25 protein-coding genes and 3 pseudogenes are annotated in these 19,906 nt (G+C 40.2%); 9 read left to right on the top strand and 19 right to left on the bottom strand.

From position 1 onward, the window contains the following. Window positions 1–4 precede the first annotated feature (4 nt). From JEU79_RS17855 to JEU79_RS17785, 15 genes and pseudogenes are all read right to left on the bottom strand, one after another. Window positions 5–951 (bottom strand): annotated as a pseudogene (locus JEU79_RS17855) (IS1595 family transposase). Between the two features lie 88 nt (window positions 952–1,039). Then, a pseudogene (locus JEU79_RS17850) lies at window positions 1,040–1,348 on the bottom strand (FKBP-type peptidyl-prolyl cis-trans isomerase N-terminal domain-containing protein); the annotation flags it as partial. Between the two features lie 121 nt (window positions 1,349–1,469). Next, complete coding sequence (locus tag JEU79_RS17845; protein WP_198265199.1) at window positions 1,470–1,721, bottom strand: response regulator; 252 nt, start codon at window positions 1,719–1,721, stop codon at window positions 1,470–1,472. Beyond that, window positions 1,676–1,978 (bottom strand): hypothetical protein, encoded by a 303-nt coding sequence (locus JEU79_RS17840; RefSeq protein WP_198265198.1) that lies wholly within the window; start codon window positions 1,976–1,978, stop codon window positions 1,676–1,678. Before JEU79_RS17840 ends, JEU79_RS17845 begins: the two co-directional genes overlap by 46 nt. Window positions 1,979–2,001: 23 nt before the next feature. Beyond that, entirely contained in the window at window positions 2,002–2,337 is a 336-nt protein-coding gene (locus JEU79_RS17835; RefSeq protein ID WP_198265197.1) for an ATP-binding protein, read from the bottom strand. Window positions 2,338–2,421: 84 nt separating this feature from the next. Next, window positions 2,422–2,589 carry a hypothetical protein gene (locus tag JEU79_RS17830; RefSeq protein ID WP_198265196.1) on the bottom strand — a complete coding sequence of 56 codons (168 nt, stop codon included), beginning with the start codon at window positions 2,587–2,589 and terminating at the stop codon, window positions 2,422–2,424. 91 nt (window positions 2,590–2,680) lie between these two features. After that, window positions 2,681–2,947, bottom strand: a complete 267-nt coding sequence (locus JEU79_RS17825; protein WP_198265195.1) for a PAS domain-containing protein — start codon at window positions 2,945–2,947, stop codon at window positions 2,681–2,683. An 18-nt stretch (window positions 2,948–2,965) separates the two neighbouring features. Further along, window positions 2,966–3,544, bottom strand: a complete 579-nt coding sequence (locus JEU79_RS26765; RefSeq protein WP_246540374.1) for a PAS domain-containing protein — start codon at window positions 3,542–3,544, stop codon at window positions 2,966–2,968. A 43-nt stretch (window positions 3,545–3,587) separates the two neighbouring features. Then, window positions 3,588–3,908 carry a response regulator gene (locus JEU79_RS17815; protein WP_198265194.1) on the bottom strand — a complete coding sequence of 107 codons (321 nt, stop codon included), beginning with the start codon at window positions 3,906–3,908 and terminating at the stop codon, window positions 3,588–3,590. Then, window positions 3,901–5,553 carry a sensor histidine kinase gene (locus JEU79_RS17810; RefSeq protein WP_198265193.1) on the bottom strand — a complete coding sequence of 551 codons (1,653 nt, stop codon included), beginning with the start codon at window positions 5,551–5,553 and terminating at the stop codon, window positions 3,901–3,903. The genes JEU79_RS17815 and JEU79_RS17810 overlap by 8 nt, the downstream gene beginning before the upstream one ends. Beyond that, window positions 5,550–6,050 (bottom strand): hypothetical protein, encoded by a 501-nt coding sequence (locus JEU79_RS17805; RefSeq protein ID WP_214660621.1) that lies wholly within the window; start codon window positions 6,048–6,050, stop codon window positions 5,550–5,552. The genes JEU79_RS17810 and JEU79_RS17805 overlap by 4 nt, the downstream gene beginning before the upstream one ends. After that, a complete protein-coding gene (locus JEU79_RS17800; protein WP_198265191.1) occupies window positions 6,047–6,400 on the bottom strand; it encodes a hypothetical protein in 354 nt (117 codons plus the stop codon). Before JEU79_RS17800 ends, JEU79_RS17805 begins: the two co-directional genes overlap by 4 nt. Further along, window positions 6,387–6,626: a hypothetical protein gene (locus JEU79_RS17795; RefSeq protein WP_198265190.1), complete on the bottom strand. Its 240-nt coding sequence runs from the start codon at window positions 6,624–6,626 to the stop codon at window positions 6,387–6,389. The genes JEU79_RS17800 and JEU79_RS17795 overlap by 14 nt, the downstream gene beginning before the upstream one ends. Before the next feature lie 86 nt (window positions 6,627–6,712). Beyond that, a complete protein-coding gene (locus JEU79_RS17790; protein WP_198265189.1) occupies window positions 6,713–7,243 on the bottom strand; it encodes a transporter in 531 nt (176 codons plus the stop codon). 8 nt (window positions 7,244–7,251) lie between these two features. Then, window positions 7,252–7,407: a hypothetical protein gene (locus JEU79_RS17785; protein WP_198265188.1), complete on the bottom strand. Its 156-nt coding sequence runs from the start codon at window positions 7,405–7,407 to the stop codon at window positions 7,252–7,254. Between the two features lie 300 nt (window positions 7,408–7,707). Between JEU79_RS17785 and JEU79_RS17780 the strand changes: the two genes are divergently transcribed. Then, entirely contained in the window at window positions 7,708–8,337 is a 630-nt protein-coding gene (locus tag JEU79_RS17780) for a MotA/TolQ/ExbB proton channel family protein (RefSeq protein WP_198265187.1), read from the top strand. Between the two features lie 288 nt (window positions 8,338–8,625). On the opposite strand, the pseudogene JEU79_RS17775 reads toward JEU79_RS17780, so the two are convergent. Beyond that, window positions 8,626–9,773: pseudogene (locus tag JEU79_RS17775) on the bottom strand (IS3 family transposase). Between the two features lie 73 nt (window positions 9,774–9,846). Here JEU79_RS17775 and JEU79_RS17770 point away from each other — a divergent pair. From JEU79_RS17770 to JEU79_RS17735, 8 genes are all read left to right on the top strand, one after another. Continuing rightward, window positions 9,847–10,008, top strand: a complete 162-nt coding sequence (locus JEU79_RS17770; RefSeq protein WP_198265186.1) for a hypothetical protein — start codon at window positions 9,847–9,849, stop codon at window positions 10,006–10,008. Window positions 10,009–10,011: 3 nt separating this feature from the next. Then, window positions 10,012–10,860 (top strand): flagellar motor protein MotB, encoded by an 849-nt coding sequence (locus tag JEU79_RS17765; RefSeq protein WP_214660620.1) that lies wholly within the window; start codon window positions 10,012–10,014, stop codon window positions 10,858–10,860. Continuing rightward, window positions 10,811–11,272, top strand: coding sequence for a PilZ domain-containing protein (locus JEU79_RS17760; protein ID WP_198265184.1), 462 nt, complete (start codon window positions 10,811–10,813; stop codon window positions 11,270–11,272). Before JEU79_RS17765 ends, JEU79_RS17760 begins: the two co-directional genes overlap by 50 nt. A 218-nt stretch (window positions 11,273–11,490) precedes the next feature. Then, window positions 11,491–12,390: a TRAP transporter TatT component family protein gene (locus JEU79_RS17755; RefSeq protein WP_198265183.1), complete on the top strand. Its 900-nt coding sequence runs from the start codon at window positions 11,491–11,493 to the stop codon at window positions 12,388–12,390. After that, the gene (locus JEU79_RS17750; protein ID WP_198265182.1) at window positions 12,381–13,418 is read left to right on the top strand and encodes a TRAP transporter substrate-binding protein; all 1,038 of its coding nucleotides are present in this window, start codon (window positions 12,381–12,383) and stop codon (window positions 13,416–13,418) included. Before JEU79_RS17755 ends, JEU79_RS17750 begins: the two co-directional genes overlap by 10 nt. A 57-nt stretch (window positions 13,419–13,475) precedes the next feature. Continuing rightward, the gene (locus tag JEU79_RS17745) at window positions 13,476–14,021 is read left to right on the top strand and encodes a TRAP transporter small permease (protein WP_198265181.1); all 546 of its coding nucleotides are present in this window, start codon (window positions 13,476–13,478) and stop codon (window positions 14,019–14,021) included. Window positions 14,022–14,029: 8 nt separating this feature from the next. Next, window positions 14,030–15,286, top strand: coding sequence for a TRAP transporter large permease (locus tag JEU79_RS17740; RefSeq protein ID WP_198265180.1), 1,257 nt, complete (start codon window positions 14,030–14,032; stop codon window positions 15,284–15,286). A 76-nt stretch (window positions 15,287–15,362) separates the two neighbouring features. Next, on the top strand, window positions 15,363–16,973 hold the full coding sequence (locus JEU79_RS17735; protein ID WP_198265179.1) for an FAD-binding oxidoreductase: 1,611 nt from the start codon (window positions 15,363–15,365) through the stop codon (window positions 16,971–16,973). Between the two features lie 77 nt (window positions 16,974–17,050). Here JEU79_RS17735 and JEU79_RS17730 read toward each other — a convergent pair whose 3' ends face one another. From JEU79_RS17730 to JEU79_RS17720, 3 genes are all read right to left on the bottom strand, one after another. Continuing rightward, window positions 17,051–18,082, bottom strand: a complete 1,032-nt coding sequence (locus JEU79_RS17730; RefSeq protein ID WP_214660619.1) for a S1C family serine protease — start codon at window positions 18,080–18,082, stop codon at window positions 17,051–17,053. 62 nt (window positions 18,083–18,144) lie between these two features. Continuing rightward, window positions 18,145–18,753, bottom strand: a complete 609-nt coding sequence (locus tag JEU79_RS17725; RefSeq protein WP_198265177.1) for a PqiC family protein — start codon at window positions 18,751–18,753, stop codon at window positions 18,145–18,147. 40 nt (window positions 18,754–18,793) lie between these two features. Further along, the gene (locus JEU79_RS17720) at window positions 18,794–19,816 is read right to left on the bottom strand and encodes an MlaD family protein (RefSeq protein WP_198265176.1); all 1,023 of its coding nucleotides are present in this window, start codon (window positions 19,814–19,816) and stop codon (window positions 18,794–18,796) included. Window positions 19,817–19,906 lie beyond the last annotated feature (90 nt).

The raw sequence follows: 19,906 nt of genomic DNA, 5'->3' as shown, positions 1-19,906 counted from the left end.
TTGATTACCCATAAAGCTCCGCCATTTTTAGGAGCTTTCCATTCATAGGTGGCGTTTTCATCGCCACGCATAAAAACCTTGGCATCATGTCTTTTAAGTTAAAGCGTCTATTAAACCGATAACAAAATTCAGCAAGATACCGAGGTAAATGTTTTGAGTTAATGGAATGATAGCTTCCCTTCATAGAGTTTTTAATATTACCTATCATAGTGTTAACCCAGATAAACTCAATTTTATCAACACTTGCCGCACCACCACCCGTGACGATTGGAACATGCTTACAGTCAGCTTCTTTAACCGCAGGAAAACAATTTAACCCATCTGAGTAAACAGTACTTCCAGGTGTTAAATGAGTTTGTGCCCATCGTTTTATTTCACTGGATTTAAACCCTTTAAGCACATTTAAATTCATTGCAATCGGGTGTCCATCTTCATTAGTAGAAACGGCTGCAACGAACGGTGTTTTATTTTCTGAACCACGACCTCTGGAGCCGCCTCTGTGCTCACCACCCCAGTAGGCATCATCAATTTGAATGATGCCTGATAAAGGTTTACTGTCATCACGTTCTTTCATAACCTGCATGATCTTTTGTTTCATACTCCAGGCTGTATTGTAGCTTACCTTAAGCTGTCTCTTTAATTCTAATGCTGAAACCGCTGTCTTCAATTGAGTCATAAGATGAATCGCTAAAACCACTTAGATAAAGGCAGTTTGGTACTATCAAATATTGTCCCACAGGTTGCTGATGTCTGATGATGACAATGGTGGCACTGATAAAGATGGCGATGTTCTAGAGTGCAATAAGTCTTATTGCCACACTCTGGGCAAACAAATCCATCAGGAAATTTCCATTTAAATAAGGCTTGTCGGCACTGTTTGTCAGTGCCATAATCATTAAAAAGCTCAAATAAACTATAACCTTCTTGAAACTGAATTTTATTTTTTGACATCATTCTACTCCACACATAATCTATACTTTAATTATAGTATAATTATAGTATAATTATCGAAATATGGCGGAGCTTTGTGGGTAATCAAGAAACTAATAGGCTCACCACGATCCACCGAGCTATCAAAAACTTTACCGTCCATTAGAGTGCCATGATAATGCACCTTAACCGTTGCTTTCGCGCTAGGATGCTGTGTCCCACTGCCTTGAGTCAGCACCTGATATTGCAAGCCTGATGCTGTTTCTACAACGCCTTCTTTGACTTTGTTTGTAGCCAAATATTCTGCCCCCAGGCGGGTATTTTCTACAGCAGTTTTGCCGTTATTTTTATTTGACATAAAATAATAGGCGGTCAGGGCGATAACGCCAATAACAATAATGAGGCTAAATTTATCCATAAGAGTTCCACTAATAAGAATGAGAGCTGTATTCTACTTGATTGAGGGATAATTCTAGAAAATAAAAAAATATTGCTGCGCTTTGTCACTCAAACACATCTTACAAGGTATCCAGTGTTCATTAAACCGATTTTGCTATCACTTTGCGTAACGCCCGAGCCAATTCTATTTTTCGGTAGGGTTTCGTTAATAATTGTCTTGTAAAGCGTTGCTGCCCATTTTGAGCGATGGTGTTCGAAGTGAAGCCCGAAGTCAGCAGCACTTTAATATGTGGATATTTTTCTATGGCTTGCTCGGCTAACTCGTAACCATTAACACCACCCGGCATCACCACATCACTGAATAACACATCAATATTCGGCTGTTTTGCCATGATTGCCATCGCCTGTTGGGCATTTTCAGCCAAAAAGTTTGGTAACCTAAAGCAGAGAGATAAGTGTCGGCTAAATTTAATAAATCTACTTCATCATCAACAATTAAAACCGTTTCTGAACCGGATGGAATAACGCCTTTCTTTTCAGGTAAAACAGCATTTTCCTGCTCCGAAAGCGTACGCGGTAAATACAAGCGCATTGTTGTACCCACATCGACTTCCGAATAGATTTGAAAAAAACCACCATAGCGTTTCACAAAACCATACACCATCGCCATCCCTAAGCCCGTACCTTCCCTTTAGGCTTGGTGGTATAAAATGGTTCAAAAATACGCTCCTGAGTGGCTTTATCCATGCCCATTCCGGTATCACTGAGCATAATTTGAACATAATCACCCGCAGTCGCTGTCGAATTAATGTGCGTACAATCACTATCAATTGTTTTATTACTGCTTTCAATTAATAACTTACCACCATTAGGCATCGCATCTCGGGCGTTAATAACCAAGTTTAAAATAGCGTCTTGAAACTCTCCGCCATCCGTTTCTGTTAGCCAGAGGTCATCCGCTAAAAAATATTGGATTACAATTGCAGGCGTGATAGAACGGGCCAACATATTTTTAACTCTTCTAATTTAGAGTTAATATCGACTACGGTTTTTTCATTCGCTTGGGTGCGTGAAAAGACAATAACTGGCGCGTTAGATCAGTGCAGCGTAATGCAGCTTTGGTGGCTGTACCAATCCATTTTTGCAGTTTTTATCATCTTCAACGGAGTCATTGATAAAATCTAAGTAACCGAGCACCACACCCAGTTGATTATTAAAATCATGTGCAATACCACCGGTGAGTTGACCGATGGCCTCCATTTTTGGCTTCGGCGCAATTGTTCTTCCTGTTTCTTGTGCTCACTGATATCCGTTGAAATACCACACATCGCATAGGCCATGCCAGCAGCATCTAAAATAGGAAATTTAACCGATAAATAATGTCGGATTTCATCCTTATAAGGTGCGCTTTCTTCAGCTTCCAAGCCTTTCCTGACTCCCAAACAAGCTGGTCGTTTTTGCGGAATGCTGTGGCAATTTCAGCAGGGAAAATATCAAAATCCGTATTACCAATGACTTCCTCTGTCGTGAGTTCAAAAACGACTTGAACTTCTGATTTACAAAAAAGATAGTGACCTTGAATATCTTTGGCATAAATAATAGCGGGAGTATGATCCATAATCATTTGCAGATGATGTTAGCTCTGTTTAGCCGCTTCGCGCAGACTGTATTGCTCTGTCACATCATTAAAGGTCAGCACCATACCCACAATCTGCTGGTCTGCACCTCTAATAGGCGCTGCCGAATCTGCAATCTGAAATTGCTTCCCGGTTCTGGAAATCAGTGTGGTATGATTACTCAAATAGACGGTTTCGCCCGTGGCAATGACTTTGTCAATGGGGTTTGAAATCGTCTCGCCACTGGAGGCATCAACAATAGGAAAAACGTTTTTAACATCCAGTCCGCAAGCATCTTGTAGACTCCAGCCGGTCAATTTTTCTGCCACTGGATTAAGATGGGTGATCAAACCTTGTGCATCAGTCGTCATTACCCCATCACCAATTGAATCCAGGGTTACTTGTATGCGTTCACGCTCTTTTGATAAACGTAAATTAGCTTCCACTAGCTCAGCCCGACTATCTTCTAATTTTACGATATCTCGATAAGCACGTAAGCTAGCGACAACTAAGGTAAATAATTTTTGGGCTGATAATTCGGCTTTTTCTGCATAATCATTAATATCATAATGAACAATGATATCTCTTTCCGGCGCCACCCCGGTTGCCCGGTTCTGAGAATAATTCGAATGCGATTATTGTTCAGTTGTGTACGGATTTTTCGACTAACTCTAGGCCAGCATGTTCTGTTTCCATTACCACATCCAGTAATGTGAGTGCAATGTCAGGCGTTGACTGAATAATTTTTAAAGCTTCTTCAGCACTATATGCCTGCAAAAATTCCAAACCTCTATTTTCAAATTTGAAATTAACTAAAGATAATTTGGTAATTTGATGTACTTCAGGATCATCATCAACAATGAGTAATTTCCAGGCTTGCAAATCACTCTTTAATGATGTCTTATCATTCACATTTGTCTCATCATCATCGTCATTAAATAACAGATCATCATCTTCAATCATTTATGTTATCCATTTCTTTTTTGATTGGAAAGCGTATCTCAAAGCTTACACCCTGCTCATATTTTGTGGAGCAATGAATAACACCACCTAATGTTTGTGTGACCAAATTGAAAATAATACTCAGTCCCAGACCACTACCACCGGTACCACGCTTAGTCGTAAAAAAGGGTTCATAAATACGTTTTGCCGTTTCATCACTCATGCCTTTCCCATCATCACTATACGTTATAATGACATCTTTATTTTCAGATGCGATATTAATTTTTATAATGCCAGACTCTGAGTCAGTCTCATAACCATGTGTTAAGGAGTTCATAACCAAATTAGTGATCACTTGTGACAGTGCACCCGGCACTGTTTCAATCATCAATTGTTGATCGCCTTCAACTAAAATCTGATGTTTAGTTTGTTTGATCTTAGGGTGTAAACTGACTAACACATTATTAATATAATCGGCTATTTTTATGATTCTTAATTCCTGACTGGATTGATCAACGGCCACTTGCTTGAAACTTTTGATTAAGGCAGAGGCTCGCTCCAAATTATTTTGTATCGTTGCTGCTGTTGGCATCGCATTATCGACAAAGTCTTTAAATTCTGATTTTGTCAGTTTGCCCTGATCAAAGCTTTGCTCTAATAAGGTGATTTGATCTTGCAAGTGTGTACTACCCGTCACGGCAATACCTATTGGCGTATTAATTTCATGAGCCACACCGGCAACCAAATCGCCCAATGCGGCCATTTTCTCAGCTTGAATGAGCTGTGCCTCGGTTTTTTCTTTACGCCGTAGAATAACTTCTTTAAAGTTTGAAATTGCGCGGGCAATTTTACCAATTTCGTCCTGATTCATCACCAAGGGTACATCCACATTATCTTCGCGTGCCAGTCGGTTAATGACCTCAACAAGTTCCTGAATAGGCTTGGAAATACTATTGGTCAATATAACCGCCGCAGCAACCCCTAGAATTAACGCCAGAGCTAAGGTCAATAGAATGATAACGACAGCGGTTTCTTTAGCATTATCCGCAGACAATTGTGTTTTATGACGAATTTGACCTGCCCATTGCTCAATCTCACGAGCGGCATTCACCATACGTGCTTGCTGTTGCACCTGCTCATTTTCAGCCACCACAACATCTTCAAATTCTTGTGAATAACTTTGTGCAGCGCTAATAATTTTATCCGCTAATTCACGGTTTTGCTTATCCTGAAATCGTTCGCGTAATAATTGTGCCTGACGTACTGCCTGATTCACCAAGGTGCGGGTTTGTTCAACATAAGCTTGCTCCTTACGTAATAGAAAGTTTTTTTCCTGTTGTCTGGCTTCGCCCATTAGCTTAATAATACGATTCGCCGTATCCGCCTTGATGCGTTTATCCAGCCGTTGCTTAGAAGAACGTGTTGAAATGCGCTCCAGGCGCTGTAGTTCTTGTTTCTGATCATCCCTCAATTGAGATGAACGATCTTCCACTTTACGCCCCAATGATGCCATTGAATCCTGAGCTAAGACATTGGCGTTGGTTATCTTAACAATCTTGTTAAATTCATCCAAATACTGTTTTGCAGCTTCAATGACTTGATTGACTAATTTTTTATTTTGTTTGTCCTGAAAACGCTGCCGTAAATCAACCGCCTGTTTGATCATTTCTCTGACCAAGTCATAAGTGACTTCAGCATAAGATTGTTCCTTACGCAGTAAAAGTTTTTTTCCTGTTGCCGCGCCTCTCCCATGAGTTTAATGATACGATTGGCCAGATCGGCCTTCTCACGTTTATCCAGTCGCTGCTTCCCTGTGTCAGTCGTTTGCTGTTCTAATTTTAAGAGTTCTTGTTTTTGATCTTCACGGAGTTTAACCGAGTGATCTTCCACTAAACGACCCAAAATAATAATGGTTGCTAATGCCTGAGTATTTTCTTTTTCACCCTCAACAACGGCTTTTAGATCCTTTTTATATTGCTCGGCAGCATCAATAATTTGTTGTGCCAAACGTTGATTTTCTACATCTTCAAAGCGAGATTTAGTGGAATTAGCCTGAATAATGAGTTTATCGACCAGGTTTTCTGTATCATCGGCATAACGCGGATTATTGCGTAGCAGGAAATTTTTCTCTTGTTGTCGTGCTTCACCCATCAGCTTAATCATGCGATTAGCATCATCCGCTTTTTCTCTTTTTCCTGGCGTTCATCGGATGAGGTAACGGCCAAAGTTTCCAGACGCTGCAATTCTTTTTTCTGATCATCACGTAAGATAACCGCCGTATTTTCCAGTTCTCGTCCCTGACTTACCATCTCTTTTAAGCTGAGCGATTTTTTATAATTCAATTCAACAAAATTTTCAAATTCAGTTTGATAGTTATCCCGCTCAGCTAATAAATCATTCAGCATCGCATGTAATTCTTTTTCTAAGTCAGACTTGAGTCTTTCAGCATTTTTTCGGATATTTTCTATGCCTTCCAGCGTTTCTTTAATATGGATGGCATCACCACTGAGCATATAGTTTTTTTTCGTCCTGACGTGCAGCACGTAATGCACTGACTAAATCAATCGCCTGATTGGCTAAAATTTGTGAGCGAGACTGAGATTCCAGCGTGACCCAACCCACTAGACCAACAACAACGGTGAGAAATAAGATGGTGCTCACACCGATTGTCAGGCGTGCACCAATACGCAAATCATTCCATGCTTGTTGTATATAATTTATTTTATTACTTAAGCTCATGACTGATTGATACTTTTACCTTAATAGATTATTGAGTAAACAATTTACGATGAATATTATGGGTGAAGTTTGACACAGCCATTAACCTAGAAACGTATGGCAAAACCAAAGCCTGCAAAATCAGATGAGCGACGATCCGTTGCTAGGCCAAAATTAAAATCGACCTGTATTGAATCCGTTAACAAATAAGTAAGTCCTGCATCAAACACGCTCGCCGGTGCAACACTCGTATTCATAGCAATATCACTGTATATTTCTACATAGCTACCCAATTTATCAGTATGCTGATAGGACAAGCCTATCGCTGGCTGAAATTGGTTTTTTCGGTCTCTGGATTCAACATAAGAGACCAATTGTAAAGTGCCAAATAAAGAAATATTATCTGTAATGGTACGATCCCAGAGTAAACCAATAAACGGGGAAAAATGCTGAGCATTACTTCGAGTGCCTGTAGGCAACGTAACAAAGCCCAACCAGGATATATTATAGTCTTCATTGGTCACGATGCGTTGTTTCAAGCCCAGCATTAAGTCACCATTGGTCAAAGAAGAATCACCATTGCTTTTATTCCAACCATCCCATAGAAGATTAAGCTCGGTTTCATCCGTCAGCCCCATTCTATAGTTTAATATAAGGGTGCGGTATAACTGCCTCGCTCACCAATATTATTGCCCTTATCATATTGTAAGCCAACTTCAATATGACTATAGCCCGGCGCTACGGTATAGGTACCCGTGCTGAACCCAGGTCGATCAGCTTGTATACTGTCTGCATGTGCCATACTTATTATTAAATAACTGGTCAAAAAAAGTGATAATCTTAAACAACGATAGTTCAACTTCCAATAGTTAAAATTCCAAAACTTCAAACTCATTAACAACAATTCCTTTAATTTACAAAGATCTATCATGGCACAGGGGAATTTGTACTACTGTTAATTTATAGGTGTTACTTGCTGATAAGTCAATAAAAATGAGCGAAGAACCTCTCCCTTTATCCCCACCTTGCCTATCCATTTATCTGGTCTACAATTAAAGCATCTCAACGCCCTCGGTCTCACACATTTTAGGCACTCATTGCTATGGATTTTGCTTCACTAATTGGTATTATTTCGGGGTTTGCATTGATTGTTTCTGCCATATTACTCGGTGGCAATGCCTCAACCTTCATCAATGTGCCGGGTATGATGATTGTTTTTGGTGGCACGATTGCTGCCACCTTACTGACCTTTCCTCTTAAAGATATTATTACTGCCTTTAAAAGTGCGGCCTTTGTTTTTGGCACCAACAAACAACGGCCTGAGCAATTGATTCAAACCATGTTGCAACTCACACAACTCAGTCGTAGAAAAGGTTTGCTGGCTCTGTCGGAAGTTAAAACCAATTCACCTTTTTTAAAACGTGCCTGCAATTTAATTGCTGATGCCTCCGATGAACAAATGATTCGTCATGTCCTACGCACGGAGATTAATTCCATGAAAGCACGACATTTCAATGTTCAGGATGTGTTTAAAAAAATGGCCACTTATGCTCCTGCGTTTGGCATGTTAGGCACCTTGATCGGTCTTATTCAAATGTTGAGTACGCTTGATGATCCCTCAACCATTGGCCCGTCAATGGCAGTGGCCTTACTGACCACATTTTATGGTTCATTATTGGCCACAGTTATTTTTATTCCCATTGCTGGCAAGTTGAAATCACGTACAATGTGATGTGTCAACACTTTTCCGGACAGTTTTCTAAATATTTTTTTGGCTGTTTCAAGTGATTTTTGTCATTTTGTATTTCCTATCATTTTAGTTTCTCATGTTAACTTTAAACAGATGAAGAGAAAGGGCTTTGCCCTCTGGAACGATAGAGCCGTTCCATTCACCCAAGGTATTTTCACAACGGTAATGATCCTGTTACAATATCTTCACGGCACAGGCTGAGGAGCCGATGGCCGTCAACGGTAATGGGCGGCATTTATGTCGCCTTTTACCCCTCTTCAATCAATCGATTTAAGCTATTTCCTGCTGTATTTCATAATCGACTGGTGACAAATAATCATTAGCCGAATGAAGTCGCTCCCGATTATAAAACACCTCAATATATTCAAATATTGCCTGCTTTGCTTCTACTCTGGTTTTGAACAATGGTGCGTCAATTCAGTTTTCAAACTATGAAAGAAGCTCTCTGATACAGCATTGTCCCAGCAATTTCCTTTGCGGCTCATAGACTGAATTATGTTATGATCCGACAATATTTTTCTATGACTATCAGAGGCATATTGGCTACCTCGGTCAGTATGCCAAAGCAATCCATCCATTGGTTTACGCTTCCATATGGCCATCAGTAAAGCATCATTGACTAGCTTGGCTTTCATTCGCTCATCCATCGACCAGCCAACAATTTGCCTAGAGAATAAGTCAATGACAACCGCTAAATATAACCAGCCTTCCTTGGTGGCAATATAGGTAATATCACCCACATAGTAGCGATCAGGTTGAGAGACAGTAAACTCTCTTTCCAGTAAATTTGGAGATATACGCTTATTATGCTTGGAATTAGTCGTCGCTTTAAAGCGTCTCTTCGTTTTACAAAACAAACCGGCTTTTTTCATTAATCGACCAATTCTCCGGCGGCTTATATGAACGCCTTTTTCAGCCAGTTTTCTTTTAAGACGACGGGTTCCATAAGTCTTGCGACTGTCTTCAAACAGTTTTTTAGCTGCTCAGTAAGCGCTTCATTTTCTTTCTCTCTATCCGTTTTAGGAGAGCTAACCCAATCATAATAGCAACTACGGGAAACATCCATAAAACGGCACAGAATCGTTACCGGGTAATCTTTAGCCTGATCAGTTATCCATGCGTACTTCACAAAGTTTCCCTTGCAAAGTACGCTGTGGCCTTTTTAATAAATCACGCTCCTGAATCACTTTTGCCAATTCTTTTTTCAGACGTTTTACTTCATCATAAATGTGTTCATCACTTCTATTGGCTACCGTCTTCACCGGTTTGGAATATTTACTGATCCAGGTATGTAGAGTATTTACATTAACACCTAGCTCCCTGGCAGTCTGAGAAACGGGTTGATCCGTCTCATTAGCTAATTTGACAGCTGATTCTTTAAATTCTGATGTATAGCTTTTATGGTTTTTTTGTTTGATCATTCATTTTAGGTCACACTTTTTATCTTTTAGTTATTTTAAGTTGTGTGTCCGGTTAAGTATAGCCACATTAATGTTTGAAGTCATTAATCTGGAAATTATGTTTGAAGGGGCAATTTGTATTCTCAAAGACAATAATCAACTGTCTGTCTATGAAAAATTATCCTCCTATCTACCCCGAAATCAGCGACCTTCAATGGGTGGCTCTAAAAAATCCAGCAAGAAGAAGGGTTAGTCTATGGTGACTCAGGAGACGGAAAATTCTGCCACTGAAAACTTGCAAATGCCACAGCAATTCAGTGATTTTAGTGACACGCTTGCCGCTGATGATAAAGAAAATAATATTGATGAAATTGCCGAAGAAGAAGGTGCGCCAGCATGGATGGTCACATTTGCCGATTTGGTCACACTCTTGCTGGTCTTTTTTATTTTGCTGTTTTCTATTTCCTCGGTAGAAAAGGAGAAGTTTAAGTCGGTATTATCTTCAATTCAAATTGCTTTAAACCAGAATAATCCCATGGCTAGCCAGATCGTTATACAACAAGTTTTACCTCAGACAGAATCCAAAATTGATCCTATTATCCCCAAACCCGGCATGGATGAGGGGCAAGAGGACGCTAAGCCCAAGGACTCAGACAAAGAAGCTTTGATCAATGATATCCAAAGCATGATTCAGGAGCAGCGTCTGGGTGAATATATTTATGTTTATACCGAGGGTGAACGCATCATCATACGCATCAAGGGAACCATATTATTCCCCTCCGGTGATGTCGAGCTATTTGATGGTGCGGTGCCGATATTTGATGATATTCGGGCTTTATTTCAAAAATATTCTGACTATAATATTGATATCAAAGGCTATACCGATAATACCCCCATAGCCACGTCTCGATTCCCCTCAAATTGGGAACTATCCGCCGTTAGGGCAACAACCGTATTACGCTTTTTTATTGATGAGGGAATCGATCCCGTACGCATGTCAGCAACGGGCTATGCGGATTTATTTCCGCTTTCAAGCAATGAGACTGAACAAGGTCGTGCACAAAACAGGAGGGTGGAGTTTGTTCTGGAAAAAGAAGAGCAATGATGATGAAATTATCATTGAATTAGATGAGGATGAGCGCCGTCAGGGGATTCGCATACAGCCCCTCAACGATATTATTGTGCATCATAAAGCACAAGAGTTTAAGCTTGTTGATATCAGTTTTATGGGTATGGCCTTTGCGCCCATAAGTGATGAAATGGTTACTTCCGGGGCTTATAAAAATACCAGCCAATTAAGCATAGCCTTCCGTTTACCTGCCTTTAAAAAGCCAGAAACAATAACAATTGAATTACATTGTAATGTGCAAGTGATACAAATACGAGGCACTACTTGTTGCTGTCAATTTATAGATATCACTCCCGAGACACAAATGTATATCGAACAATTTATTTTAGCGGAACAAAAAAGACAAATTCATCACCGCCATAATAACGAGACTATTCAATCTAGCTGATTAAAGTCAAAAGAAGTACTGTATAGCTATTGCAAAATCAGGCTGACTCTCATATCCTTGAACTGTAGTTTTGATCCTGATTTTAGCTTTAAAGACAATCGTTTAGCATTAGTTTTTACTTATATAGCTTAGTTTCTTTAATTATCATGTCTTTGCTAGCATTTTTCCCATTTTTGGGCTTTTTCTCAAGCACTTCAAACGAATAAACCAGAATTTATATGAAAACATATCTACAAATCAGTCTTGCCATTTTTATCGTGACCCAATTGGGCGCTTGCACGATGGGGCAATTGACAGTACGTGCCTCAATGCCAATGATTGAAGGTGGCATTATCGCCATGAACCAGCAGAGCGATCTGGAACTTGCGGAGGCGGCTTTGCCAGCTAATATAAGCCTCATCGAAGGTATGATAGTCAATGATCCCGGCAATGAAGAGCTACGCCTCTATGCTGCCCAAGCTTATTATGGCTATGGTTTTGGCTTTATTGAAGATGGCTTTATGAAGAATGGCCTAGCAGTCAAAGCCAATCCTAAGCGAGCAGCCGCCTTGTACGACAAAGGTTTTTCCCATGCGAAGCAGCTCTTAGCTGACCATGGCATCACCGATAAAATGCTCAATGGCGAACTTAATGACTTACAACAACGTATCGACAAGCTGGGTAAAAGCGCTGTACCGGCACTCTTTTGGGCAGCTTCATGCTGGGCAAAATCCATTGACTTAAATCGAGATAAAGCCCGCAATCTGGCACAGCTACCTAAGGCCGTGATGCTGATGCAGCGAGTACTGGAACTGGATGAAAATTATTATATGAGCGGCGCTCATGTCTTTTTCGGGGTGTATTATGGCAGTAAGTCCCCTATGCTTGGCGGCAATTTCGCCTTGTCAGAACAACACTTTGCGGCGGCCAATAAGGCCACGCAAAACAAGCTACTCATTATTAATTTATTACAGGCGCAATATCTGGAGCGACAGCGTTTTAATCAACAGGCTTTCCATGATTTATTGACCCAAATTCAACAAGCAGATGATGCGCTTTATCCGGAACAAGCACTTATCAATCAAATATCCAAATATAAGGCTTCCCTATTACTCAACAAGGAAGAGCAATGGTTTTAAAACGATACCCTATGCGTTATGTAACTGTATTAGCACTATTCTTTAGTATACTGTTTTCAGCAACGATTCATGCCAAAGCACAATACACCTTTAAATTTGCCACCCTGGTGCCACCTGATACGGCCTGGATGAAAGAAATTGATCGCTGGGCCGCCGAAGTCTACAAAAAAAGTAATGGCCGCCTTAAATTTAAAATGTATCCTGGCGGTGTGATGGGTGATGAGCCCGATGTTTTACGAAAAATTCGCAGCCGACAATTACAAGGCGCATTCTTCACTGGCTACGGCATTGGCCGGATTTATTCGTCGGCACGGGTATTGGAAATGCCTTTTTTATTCAAAAACACCGATGAATCCGATTATGTGCGTGAACATCTCATGCCAGAAATTGAGGCTGGGTTTCGTTATAAGGGCTTTGAATTATTAGGCTGGCCAGAAATTGGCAGTATTCACTTTTTCTCTAAAAAACCCATCAATTCCTTAGCCGATCTGCAAAAAAGACGCATCTGGCTATGGCAGGGCGACCCCGTGGGCGAAGCATTTACTGAAGCTTCCGGTATTTCACCTGTGCCACTCTCAATTATTGATGTCTATACCCAATTAACAGCCCGACATGGCAGCATTGATACGGTTTATAACTCTACTTTTGGCGCATTAACCATGCAATGGCATACCAAACTTTCCTACGCCACCAACATCGCTATGACCAATGGCATTGGTAGCTTAGTGGTCAGTAATCGCTTTTTTAAGAAGCTCCCCGATGATCTGCAAAAATTATTAAAAGAAACCGGCAAGATTGCGGGGCAAAATATTAACCGTATTACGCGTCGTGATAATAAGCAAAGCAAAATATTGCTCAAAGAAAGTGGTATTAAGTTCATGTGGGACTGGAACGAAAAGGAAAAACAAGAAATGATCGAGGTGAGAAATAAAGCAGCGGCAAAGCTCATTGAGTCTGATTATATTTCCAAAAAAATGTTCACCCGGACTACGACTTTATTAGAAGAGTTTCGTGCCCAATCAAAATGATTTTAGCAACTATAATTTTAGCAACTTTAGTTTTAGTAAAACAAGCGGTAAAGAATAATGCCTCTCTGGCTCAGAATACTTTTTAAAATAAAACACAGCTTAATTGTTTTTGAAAAACTGGTCGCAGCCGGTAGCCTATTATTATTATTGATCTTCGCTATCGTACAAATCATTGCCCGTAATTTTTTTGATACCGGTTTTTCACAAATGGATGTCATTTCACGCCATTTAATCCTCTTTATTATTTTTATGGGCGCTGCCTTAGTTTCTGAACAAAACCGCCATATAAAAATAGATATTCTCGTCCCCTTACTCAACAAACAGCAACAACAAAAACTGATCCGTCCGGTATTATTACTGTGTGCAATTATCAGTGCTATTTTTGCCTGGAATGCCGTTGGTTTTTGGCTGGATGAATATGAATATGCACCGTCCAATGAACGCTGGTCAGTTTATCTGGCTTTAATTTTACCGGTTGGTTTTTCTATTTTATCTCTGCATTTATTATTACTCACCATCACCGGCTTTGAACAAGAACGTATTTTAGAAGAGAGACCCAAAGATCCACAAGAACACTGTCCCTCCTGTTCTGAGATACGTTAAAAGAACTTATGATTGCTATTATTCTTGTATTAATTCTGCTGGCCATATTAGGCACGCCCCTATTTGCCATCATGGGTGCTGGAGGCTTGGTCGCCAGTTATTCCGCTGATCTCGATCCGGTAGGTCTCATTATCGAAATCTATCGCCTCGCCTCGCAGCCCAATTTAATTGCCATCCCCTTGTTTACCTTTGCCGGCATTACCCTAGCCGCTGGCGATGGCACCAAGCGCCTGATTAAACTATTTAATGCCTTACTGGGCTGGATGCCCGGCGGATTGGCGATAGTCACCATCGTATCCTGTTCTGCTTTTACTGCTTTTACCGGCGCTTCAGGGGTAACGATTATTGCCCTAGGCGCCTTGCTTTATCCGATGTTGGAACACGCCCATTATCGTCATAAATTTTGTCTGGGCTTATTAACTACCTCCGGTTCACTGGGACTCTTATTTCCACCCAGTATGGCTATTTTATTGTATGGCATTGTCTCCGGTGTCAGCATTGATGAGTTATTTGTGGCCGGCATGATACCCGGCCTAGTGCTATTAGTGATGCTCTCAATCTACAGCATCTATTCTGCCCCTAAATTTGATATTCCCACTCAAGATTTTTCCATGCGCGAAACGCTCAAAGCCATTCGTGAATGTATCTGGGACATACTCTTACCCATTTTTATTTTTACCGGCATCTTCGGTGGCTTCGTTACCATTACCGAGGTTGCGGCTCTCACAGCCGCCTATGTCTTATTTGTTGAAACAGTGATCAGTAAAAAAATTAATCTTATAAAAGATCTACCTCATATCCTTATTGATACCACCACACTCGTCGGCAGTATTTTAATCATTTTGGGTATGGCCATGGGTCTCACTAACTTACTGATCGATTCGCAGCTACCGATGCAATTATTAGAATTTGTCGAACAATTTGTCAGTAGTCCACTGCAATTTTTATTGTTGTTGAATTTATTTCTATTGGTGGTTGGCGCCATGATGGATATTTTTTCTGCTATCGTCGTCGTCGTGCCCCTCATTATGCCACTCGCACTACGCTATAATATTGACCCTGTACATTTGGGTATTATCTTTCTTGCCAACCTCGAAATTGGTTATATGACCCCACCCGTAGGCATTAATTTATTTATTGCCAGTCAGCGTTTTAAACAACCAATTTTGAAACTCTTTCAAGCCACCTTCCCCTTCTTGCTCATTATGTTAGTCTGGCTATTATTAATAACCTACGTACCCTTTTTAACCACTTGGTGGCAATAACCATTTTGCTTGCGGTTCAGCAGAAAAAATAATATAAAAATAGTAGCATTGACATTATTTTAACTGAGAACTCCCTATGTCTGATAATTTCACGCAAGCAATTCAAAAATTCAAAGAACTGCTGGGCAGTGATGCTGTCATCACTGAACAAACTATTCGTAACAATTATGAAACAGCCACCTATCAGACCGATAATAAAGTACTGGCCATTGTTAAACCTGCATCAAGAGAACAAGTACAGCAGTGCTTACGAATAGCCAATGAATTTCACCTGCCACTCTATCCTGTCAGCACCGGTTTGAATGTGGGTTACGGCTCTAAAGTTCCCAGTGCTAACAATTGCATTATTCTTGAATTAAAAAGAATGAATAATATTGTTGATTTTAATGCCGAGCTGGCACACATTACAATTGAACCTGGGGTCACACAAGCACAGCTTTATCAGTTTTTGCAAGCGGACAAATCAAATTTATGGATGGATGCAACGGGTTCTTTTACTCACCATAGCCTAATAGGGAACATTGCCGAAAGAGGTTTTGGCCACACCCCCTATGGTGATCACTTTGCTCAGGTTGGCGGCATGGAGGTCGTACTTGCCAATGGCAATTGTATTCACACCGGCTTTGGCCGTTTTCCCAACGCCAAGGCCAGAGGCGTTTATAAATGGGGCGTAGGTCCTTATATTGATGGCTTATTTACCCAGTCTAATTTCGGTATTATCACCCAAATTACTCTTTGGCTAATGCCCGCACCAGAATACTCCCAGACCTTTTATTTTAGTGTCAAAAAGCATGAGCAGCTTGCTGAGGTGGTCAATTTATTAAGACCCTTACGACTCAATGGCACAATCAACTCTGCTATGCACATTGCCAATGACTATAAAGTACTGCAATCAATCGGCTCATATCCCTGGGACAAAACTGAACATAAAACACCACTCTCTAAAGCTCACCTTAAAGAACTTTCTAAAACCTGGGACTTTGGTGCTTGGAATGCCTCAGGTGCTTTATATGGTAGTAAAGCTCAAGTGGCCTTGGCTCGTAAGCTGATAAAAAAACAATTAAAAGGCAAGGTAAAAAAGTTACGCTTCATTGATGATCGTCTATTAAAATTTGCCGAAGCTATACAGAAACCTTATCAATGGCTCACTGGGATCAATTTATCAGAGATGCTGAAAATCATTAAACCCGTGGTCGGACTCACCAAAGGCGTGCCCACTAATGCGATGATCCCCAGCACTTATTGGCGCAAAACCAGACATAATGCCAAAGAAACGACAAGAAAAAACACTCCCGAACAAGATGCCTGTGGTTTGATGTGGCTGTCTCCCGTAGCGCCCACTGATGGACAATATGCATTAGAAATATGGTCAATGGTTGAAGCGGTTTTTAGCAAATACCAATTTGAGCCAGCCGTTTCCATTACGCTTATTACCGAACGAACAATGGATTGTGTGGTAGCGCTTTCTTATGATAGGGAAATTGAAGGTGAGGATAGGCGAGCACAACAATGCCATGATGAATTATTCAAACAACTCACTGATGCAGGTTATTATCCCTATCGATTAGGCATACATTCTATGCAGGGTTTACCAGAGCCCGAAGCGGATTATCAACAGTTTATAGCTAGCATTAAACAAGCCATTGATGCCAACGGTATTCTCTCTCCAGGCCATTATGACTCATGATTTTAGATAATTAGTGCCTATCCGTAAATAGGTTTTTTATATAAATAATCGTAGGGTGGACACTAATTAGTGTCATATCAATATTCATTTTTCAGCCTTGTTGATAAATGAATAATTTTTCCAGCCCGTAAGAGTTTCACTGTCACCTTGTCTCCATATTTCAGTGCTGCCAGTTTATTTCTTATGTTTTTAAATGAGTCAGGATTATTTTCAATGGTAATACCCAACATTTCAAGAATCACATCACCGCCCAATAAAAATTGAGTGTCATAAATTTTGGTAGGAATCGAACCGCCACGAATACCTATTCTATCGGCGATAGAGCTTTGTGCAACATGTTGTACCAGATATCCCGCAGGCTGAGGCACATTTAGCGCCTGAGTCAAATTGCTGATAATAATACCATCCAAGCCACTCCAAACAGGCTTTTCCTCCAACAACAAGCGTTTTGACATATTAGATGTTACTGCAAAGCCAAGCCCTTCATTACCTCCTGAGCGAGAAATAATATGACTCACGATACCAATCACCTCACCCTTTTCATTAAACATCGGGCCACCGGAATTCCCCTGATTAATGGCCGCATCGGTTTGTATGAGTTCACTGGATTTTAATTCAATATTCGTATCACCGGGTTTATAACGAGCGCTGACGATTCCTTTGCTCACCGTATGACTATAACCATAGGGTGCGCCCACGACAAAAACATCATCCCCCACTAACACTTTATCTGAGTCGCCTAATGGGGCGACTTGTAGATTTTTTGGTAAACGGGTTAATTGAATCAGAGCAACATCAGCATGAGGGACAGAGGATAGTACACGAGCGGGAATCAAGTCACCATTAAGAAACTCCACACTGAGCTTATCCGCAGAATGCACCAAATGAGAAGCCGTCATGATTTTTCCATCCTGACTAATCACAACGCCAGAGCCAATATCTTTTTTTACCAAGCTATTTTTTTCTGCACTGGATATTTTTTTAAACTTGGAATTTTCACCTTCAATATGAACAACCACAACAGTGGGATTAACTTGCTTGAAAACAGAATTCAAAGAGTGAGAAAAGCTAAGCGCAGGAACTAATAATAAAATAATTATTTTTAACATCAATACTTTTAAATCCATCAATATAAAACTCTATTTTATGTTTAAGATTTTCATAACAATAACTACTTGGCCAGATGTTTGGCCACTGCCTGTGACACTTCTTCACCCAATGCCTGCAAAGCATTGTTCATTGCCAAAACCAGTGCAGAATAATCTTGACCATTAGCAGGCATGCTAATCAATGACACCTTAGTTAGAATAGCTTTATCATTTTTATCATACAGGCTCCAGCGGGCTTCTAATAAAACGTCTTTGCCGAGTTGCCCATCAAAGCGTCCCACATCAATACCAATGCGTAAATCCAGCGACTGTGCTCGGTCATAACCCGGAATACTATAGACACGATTGGAATTAAGGTTATTTGATAGGTTAATGACCAATAAGCGTCTCACACTATCATTCACGGGTTCTATCCAGCGATTGAATTCCGAAACTTTTAAATGATGTTTAGATAATCGGGTCACAATTTGCGGACGATTAATGTATTCAGGCAGGTTAATAGGACCCACACCAATGACAGCCCCCTTTTCTATGTCCATCAAGGATAGCGCACTGCGTTCCTCTAATTGATAGAAATCTGTTTTTTGTGATGTCCCACAAGCACTAATAAAAAGACTTAGCAATAATAGCATTGGAACTAATGGGACATGGCGCAGATTTAATTTATTCATCATATTTTCTCTTTTCAACTCGATAGAACAGCGTTATTGCTTAATATTTTTTACCCTGAATAATTGCCTCAGGATGACGCTCTAAATATTCGGTAAAAACCCGCATGGATTTAGCCGCACGTGAAAGTTCTTTTAAGCTTCGCTCTAATTCAGTTCGGGTGGTACTTTTTTTATCAACAATGGCATTCATATTATCCAATACCACTTCACTTTTATCGAATGCAGTGGTTGCAGATTCTGTTAAATTTGTCAGTTTCTCATTCACATTCATGGACAAGCTTGTGAGTTCCAATAAGGTTTTAGTCAACTGTTGTTCAGTGTTTTGTAGCAACACCTGTACTTCAGCTAGGCGTTGTTGAGTAGACTGAGATAGTGGAACAACTTGTTCATTGAGATTATCAATAAATTTTCGGCTACCGATAATAGTGGCATTAATATTATTAAATATTTCTCGACTATCCTTACTGGCAAACATTTTATTCAGCTCAGTCACTGTTACAATCAAACCATCCGTTAATTCTTTAAGTGGAATGCTCTTAAATAAATTTTGCAATTTATTAAAATCAGATTCTGACGTTGGGATTTCAAGATATTTTTTATCAATACCGGTGAGCTTAATCGGTAAGGTTGGATCAAATTCAAATTCTACATTTTGTCTGCCCGAAACCAAACTTTCTAAGGTAAGCCGTGCATGAAGTCCCTGTTTAATTAAATCAACCATCAACTTCAATGCCTGCTCTTCTGTAAGGCTAGAGGCATCGTCACCCTGAATCATTAACTCCATCACTTCTTGCTTAAGATCCAGATAAACAGGCACTAAACTCTGTTGTGTCTTATGGTTATGATATAACTCAATTTTAACTACTGAGCCAATATTCACCCCCCGAAAAAGTACTGGTGATCCAACATGCAGGCCATTCACTGTGCCAGGAAACACAGCCATCAAGCGCATGTCATTTTTTAATAATCGACCTGACCCTAACACCAAAAAACTAACAACCACTAAAATGATTGCGCCAATAACAAAACCACCCACAACGGATGGATTAGCTTTTATGCTCATATTATTTGGGTGCAGATCTTCTAAAACGATGAAAATAAACAATAAATTCAATAGTTAATGCTTGAAAAATGAAAAGAGAAAGATCAAAAT

The sequence above is a fragment of the sulfur-oxidizing endosymbiont of Gigantopelta aegis genome (assembly GCF_016097415.1).
Classification (GTDB): domain Bacteria; phylum Pseudomonadota; class Gammaproteobacteria; order GRL18; family GRL18; genus GRL18.
The sequence above is the reverse complement of the archived record's forward strand: the minus strand, read 5'-3'. Positions and strand labels throughout refer to the sequence as shown.

What these genes read in the sequence shown, in the direction of transcription:
- JEU79_RS17845 (WP_198265199.1), bottom strand. Translation starts at nt 1,721, where the DNA reads ATGGCAAAACAGCCGAATATTGATGTGTTATTCAGTGATGTGGTGATG.
- JEU79_RS17835 (WP_198265197.1), bottom strand. Translation starts at nt 2,337, where the DNA reads ATGTTGGCCCGTTCTATCACGCCTGCAATTGTAATCCAATATTTTTTA.
- JEU79_RS17830 (WP_198265196.1), bottom strand. Translation starts at nt 2,589, where the DNA reads ATGGAGGCCATCGGTCAACTCACCGGTGGTATTGCACATGATTTTAAT.
- JEU79_RS17825 (WP_198265195.1), bottom strand. Translation starts at nt 2,947, where the DNA reads ATGGATCATACTCCCGCTATTATTTATGCCAAAGATATTCAAGGTCAC.
- JEU79_RS17815 (WP_198265194.1), bottom strand. Translation starts at nt 3,908, where the DNA reads ATGATTGAAGATGATGATCTGTTATTTAATGACGATGATGATGAGACA.
- JEU79_RS17810 (WP_198265193.1), bottom strand. Translation starts at nt 5,553, where the DNA reads ATGATCAAACAGGCGGTTGATTTACGGCAGCGTTTTCAGGACAAACAA.
- JEU79_RS17805 (WP_214660621.1), bottom strand. Translation starts at nt 6,050, where the DNA reads ATGATTAAGCTGATGGGTGAAGCACGACAACAAGAGAAAAATTTCCTG.
- JEU79_RS17800 (WP_198265191.1), bottom strand. Translation starts at nt 6,400, where the DNA reads ATGCTCAGTGGTGATGCCATCCATATTAAAGAAACGCTGGAAGGCATA.
- JEU79_RS17795 (WP_198265190.1), bottom strand. Translation starts at nt 6,626, where the DNA reads ATGAGCTTAAGTAATAAAATAAATTATATACAACAAGCATGGAATGAT.
- JEU79_RS17790 (WP_198265189.1), bottom strand. Translation starts at nt 7,243, where the DNA reads ATGGGGCTGACGGATGAAACCGAGCTTAATCTTCTATGGGATGGTTGG.
- JEU79_RS17785 (WP_198265188.1), bottom strand. Translation starts at nt 7,407, where the DNA reads ATGGCACATGCAGACAGTATACAAGCTGATCGACCTGGGTTCAGCACG.
- JEU79_RS17780 (WP_198265187.1), top strand. Translation starts at nt 7,708, where the DNA reads ATGGATTTTGCTTCACTAATTGGTATTATTTCGGGGTTTGCATTGATT.
- JEU79_RS17770 (WP_198265186.1), top strand. Translation starts at nt 9,847, where the DNA reads ATGTTTGAAGTCATTAATCTGGAAATTATGTTTGAAGGGGCAATTTGT.
- JEU79_RS17765 (WP_214660620.1), top strand. Translation starts at nt 10,012, where the DNA reads ATGGTGACTCAGGAGACGGAAAATTCTGCCACTGAAAACTTGCAAATG.
- JEU79_RS17755 (WP_198265183.1), top strand. Translation starts at nt 11,491, where the DNA reads ATGAAAACATATCTACAAATCAGTCTTGCCATTTTTATCGTGACCCAA.
- JEU79_RS17750 (WP_198265182.1), top strand. Translation starts at nt 12,381, where the DNA reads ATGGTTTTAAAACGATACCCTATGCGTTATGTAACTGTATTAGCACTA.
- JEU79_RS17745 (WP_198265181.1), top strand. Translation starts at nt 13,476, where the DNA reads ATGCCTCTCTGGCTCAGAATACTTTTTAAAATAAAACACAGCTTAATT.
- JEU79_RS17740 (WP_198265180.1), top strand. Translation starts at nt 14,030, where the DNA reads ATGATTGCTATTATTCTTGTATTAATTCTGCTGGCCATATTAGGCACG.
- JEU79_RS17735 (WP_198265179.1), top strand. Translation starts at nt 15,363, where the DNA reads ATGTCTGATAATTTCACGCAAGCAATTCAAAAATTCAAAGAACTGCTG.
- JEU79_RS17730 (WP_214660619.1), bottom strand. Translation starts at nt 18,082, where the DNA reads ATGTTAAAAATAATTATTTTATTATTAGTTCCTGCGCTTAGCTTTTCT.
- JEU79_RS17725 (WP_198265177.1), bottom strand. Translation starts at nt 18,753, where the DNA reads ATGAATAAATTAAATCTGCGCCATGTCCCATTAGTTCCAATGCTATTA.
- JEU79_RS17720 (WP_198265176.1), bottom strand. Translation starts at nt 19,816, where the DNA reads ATGAGCATAAAAGCTAATCCATCCGTTGTGGGTGGTTTTGTTATTGGC.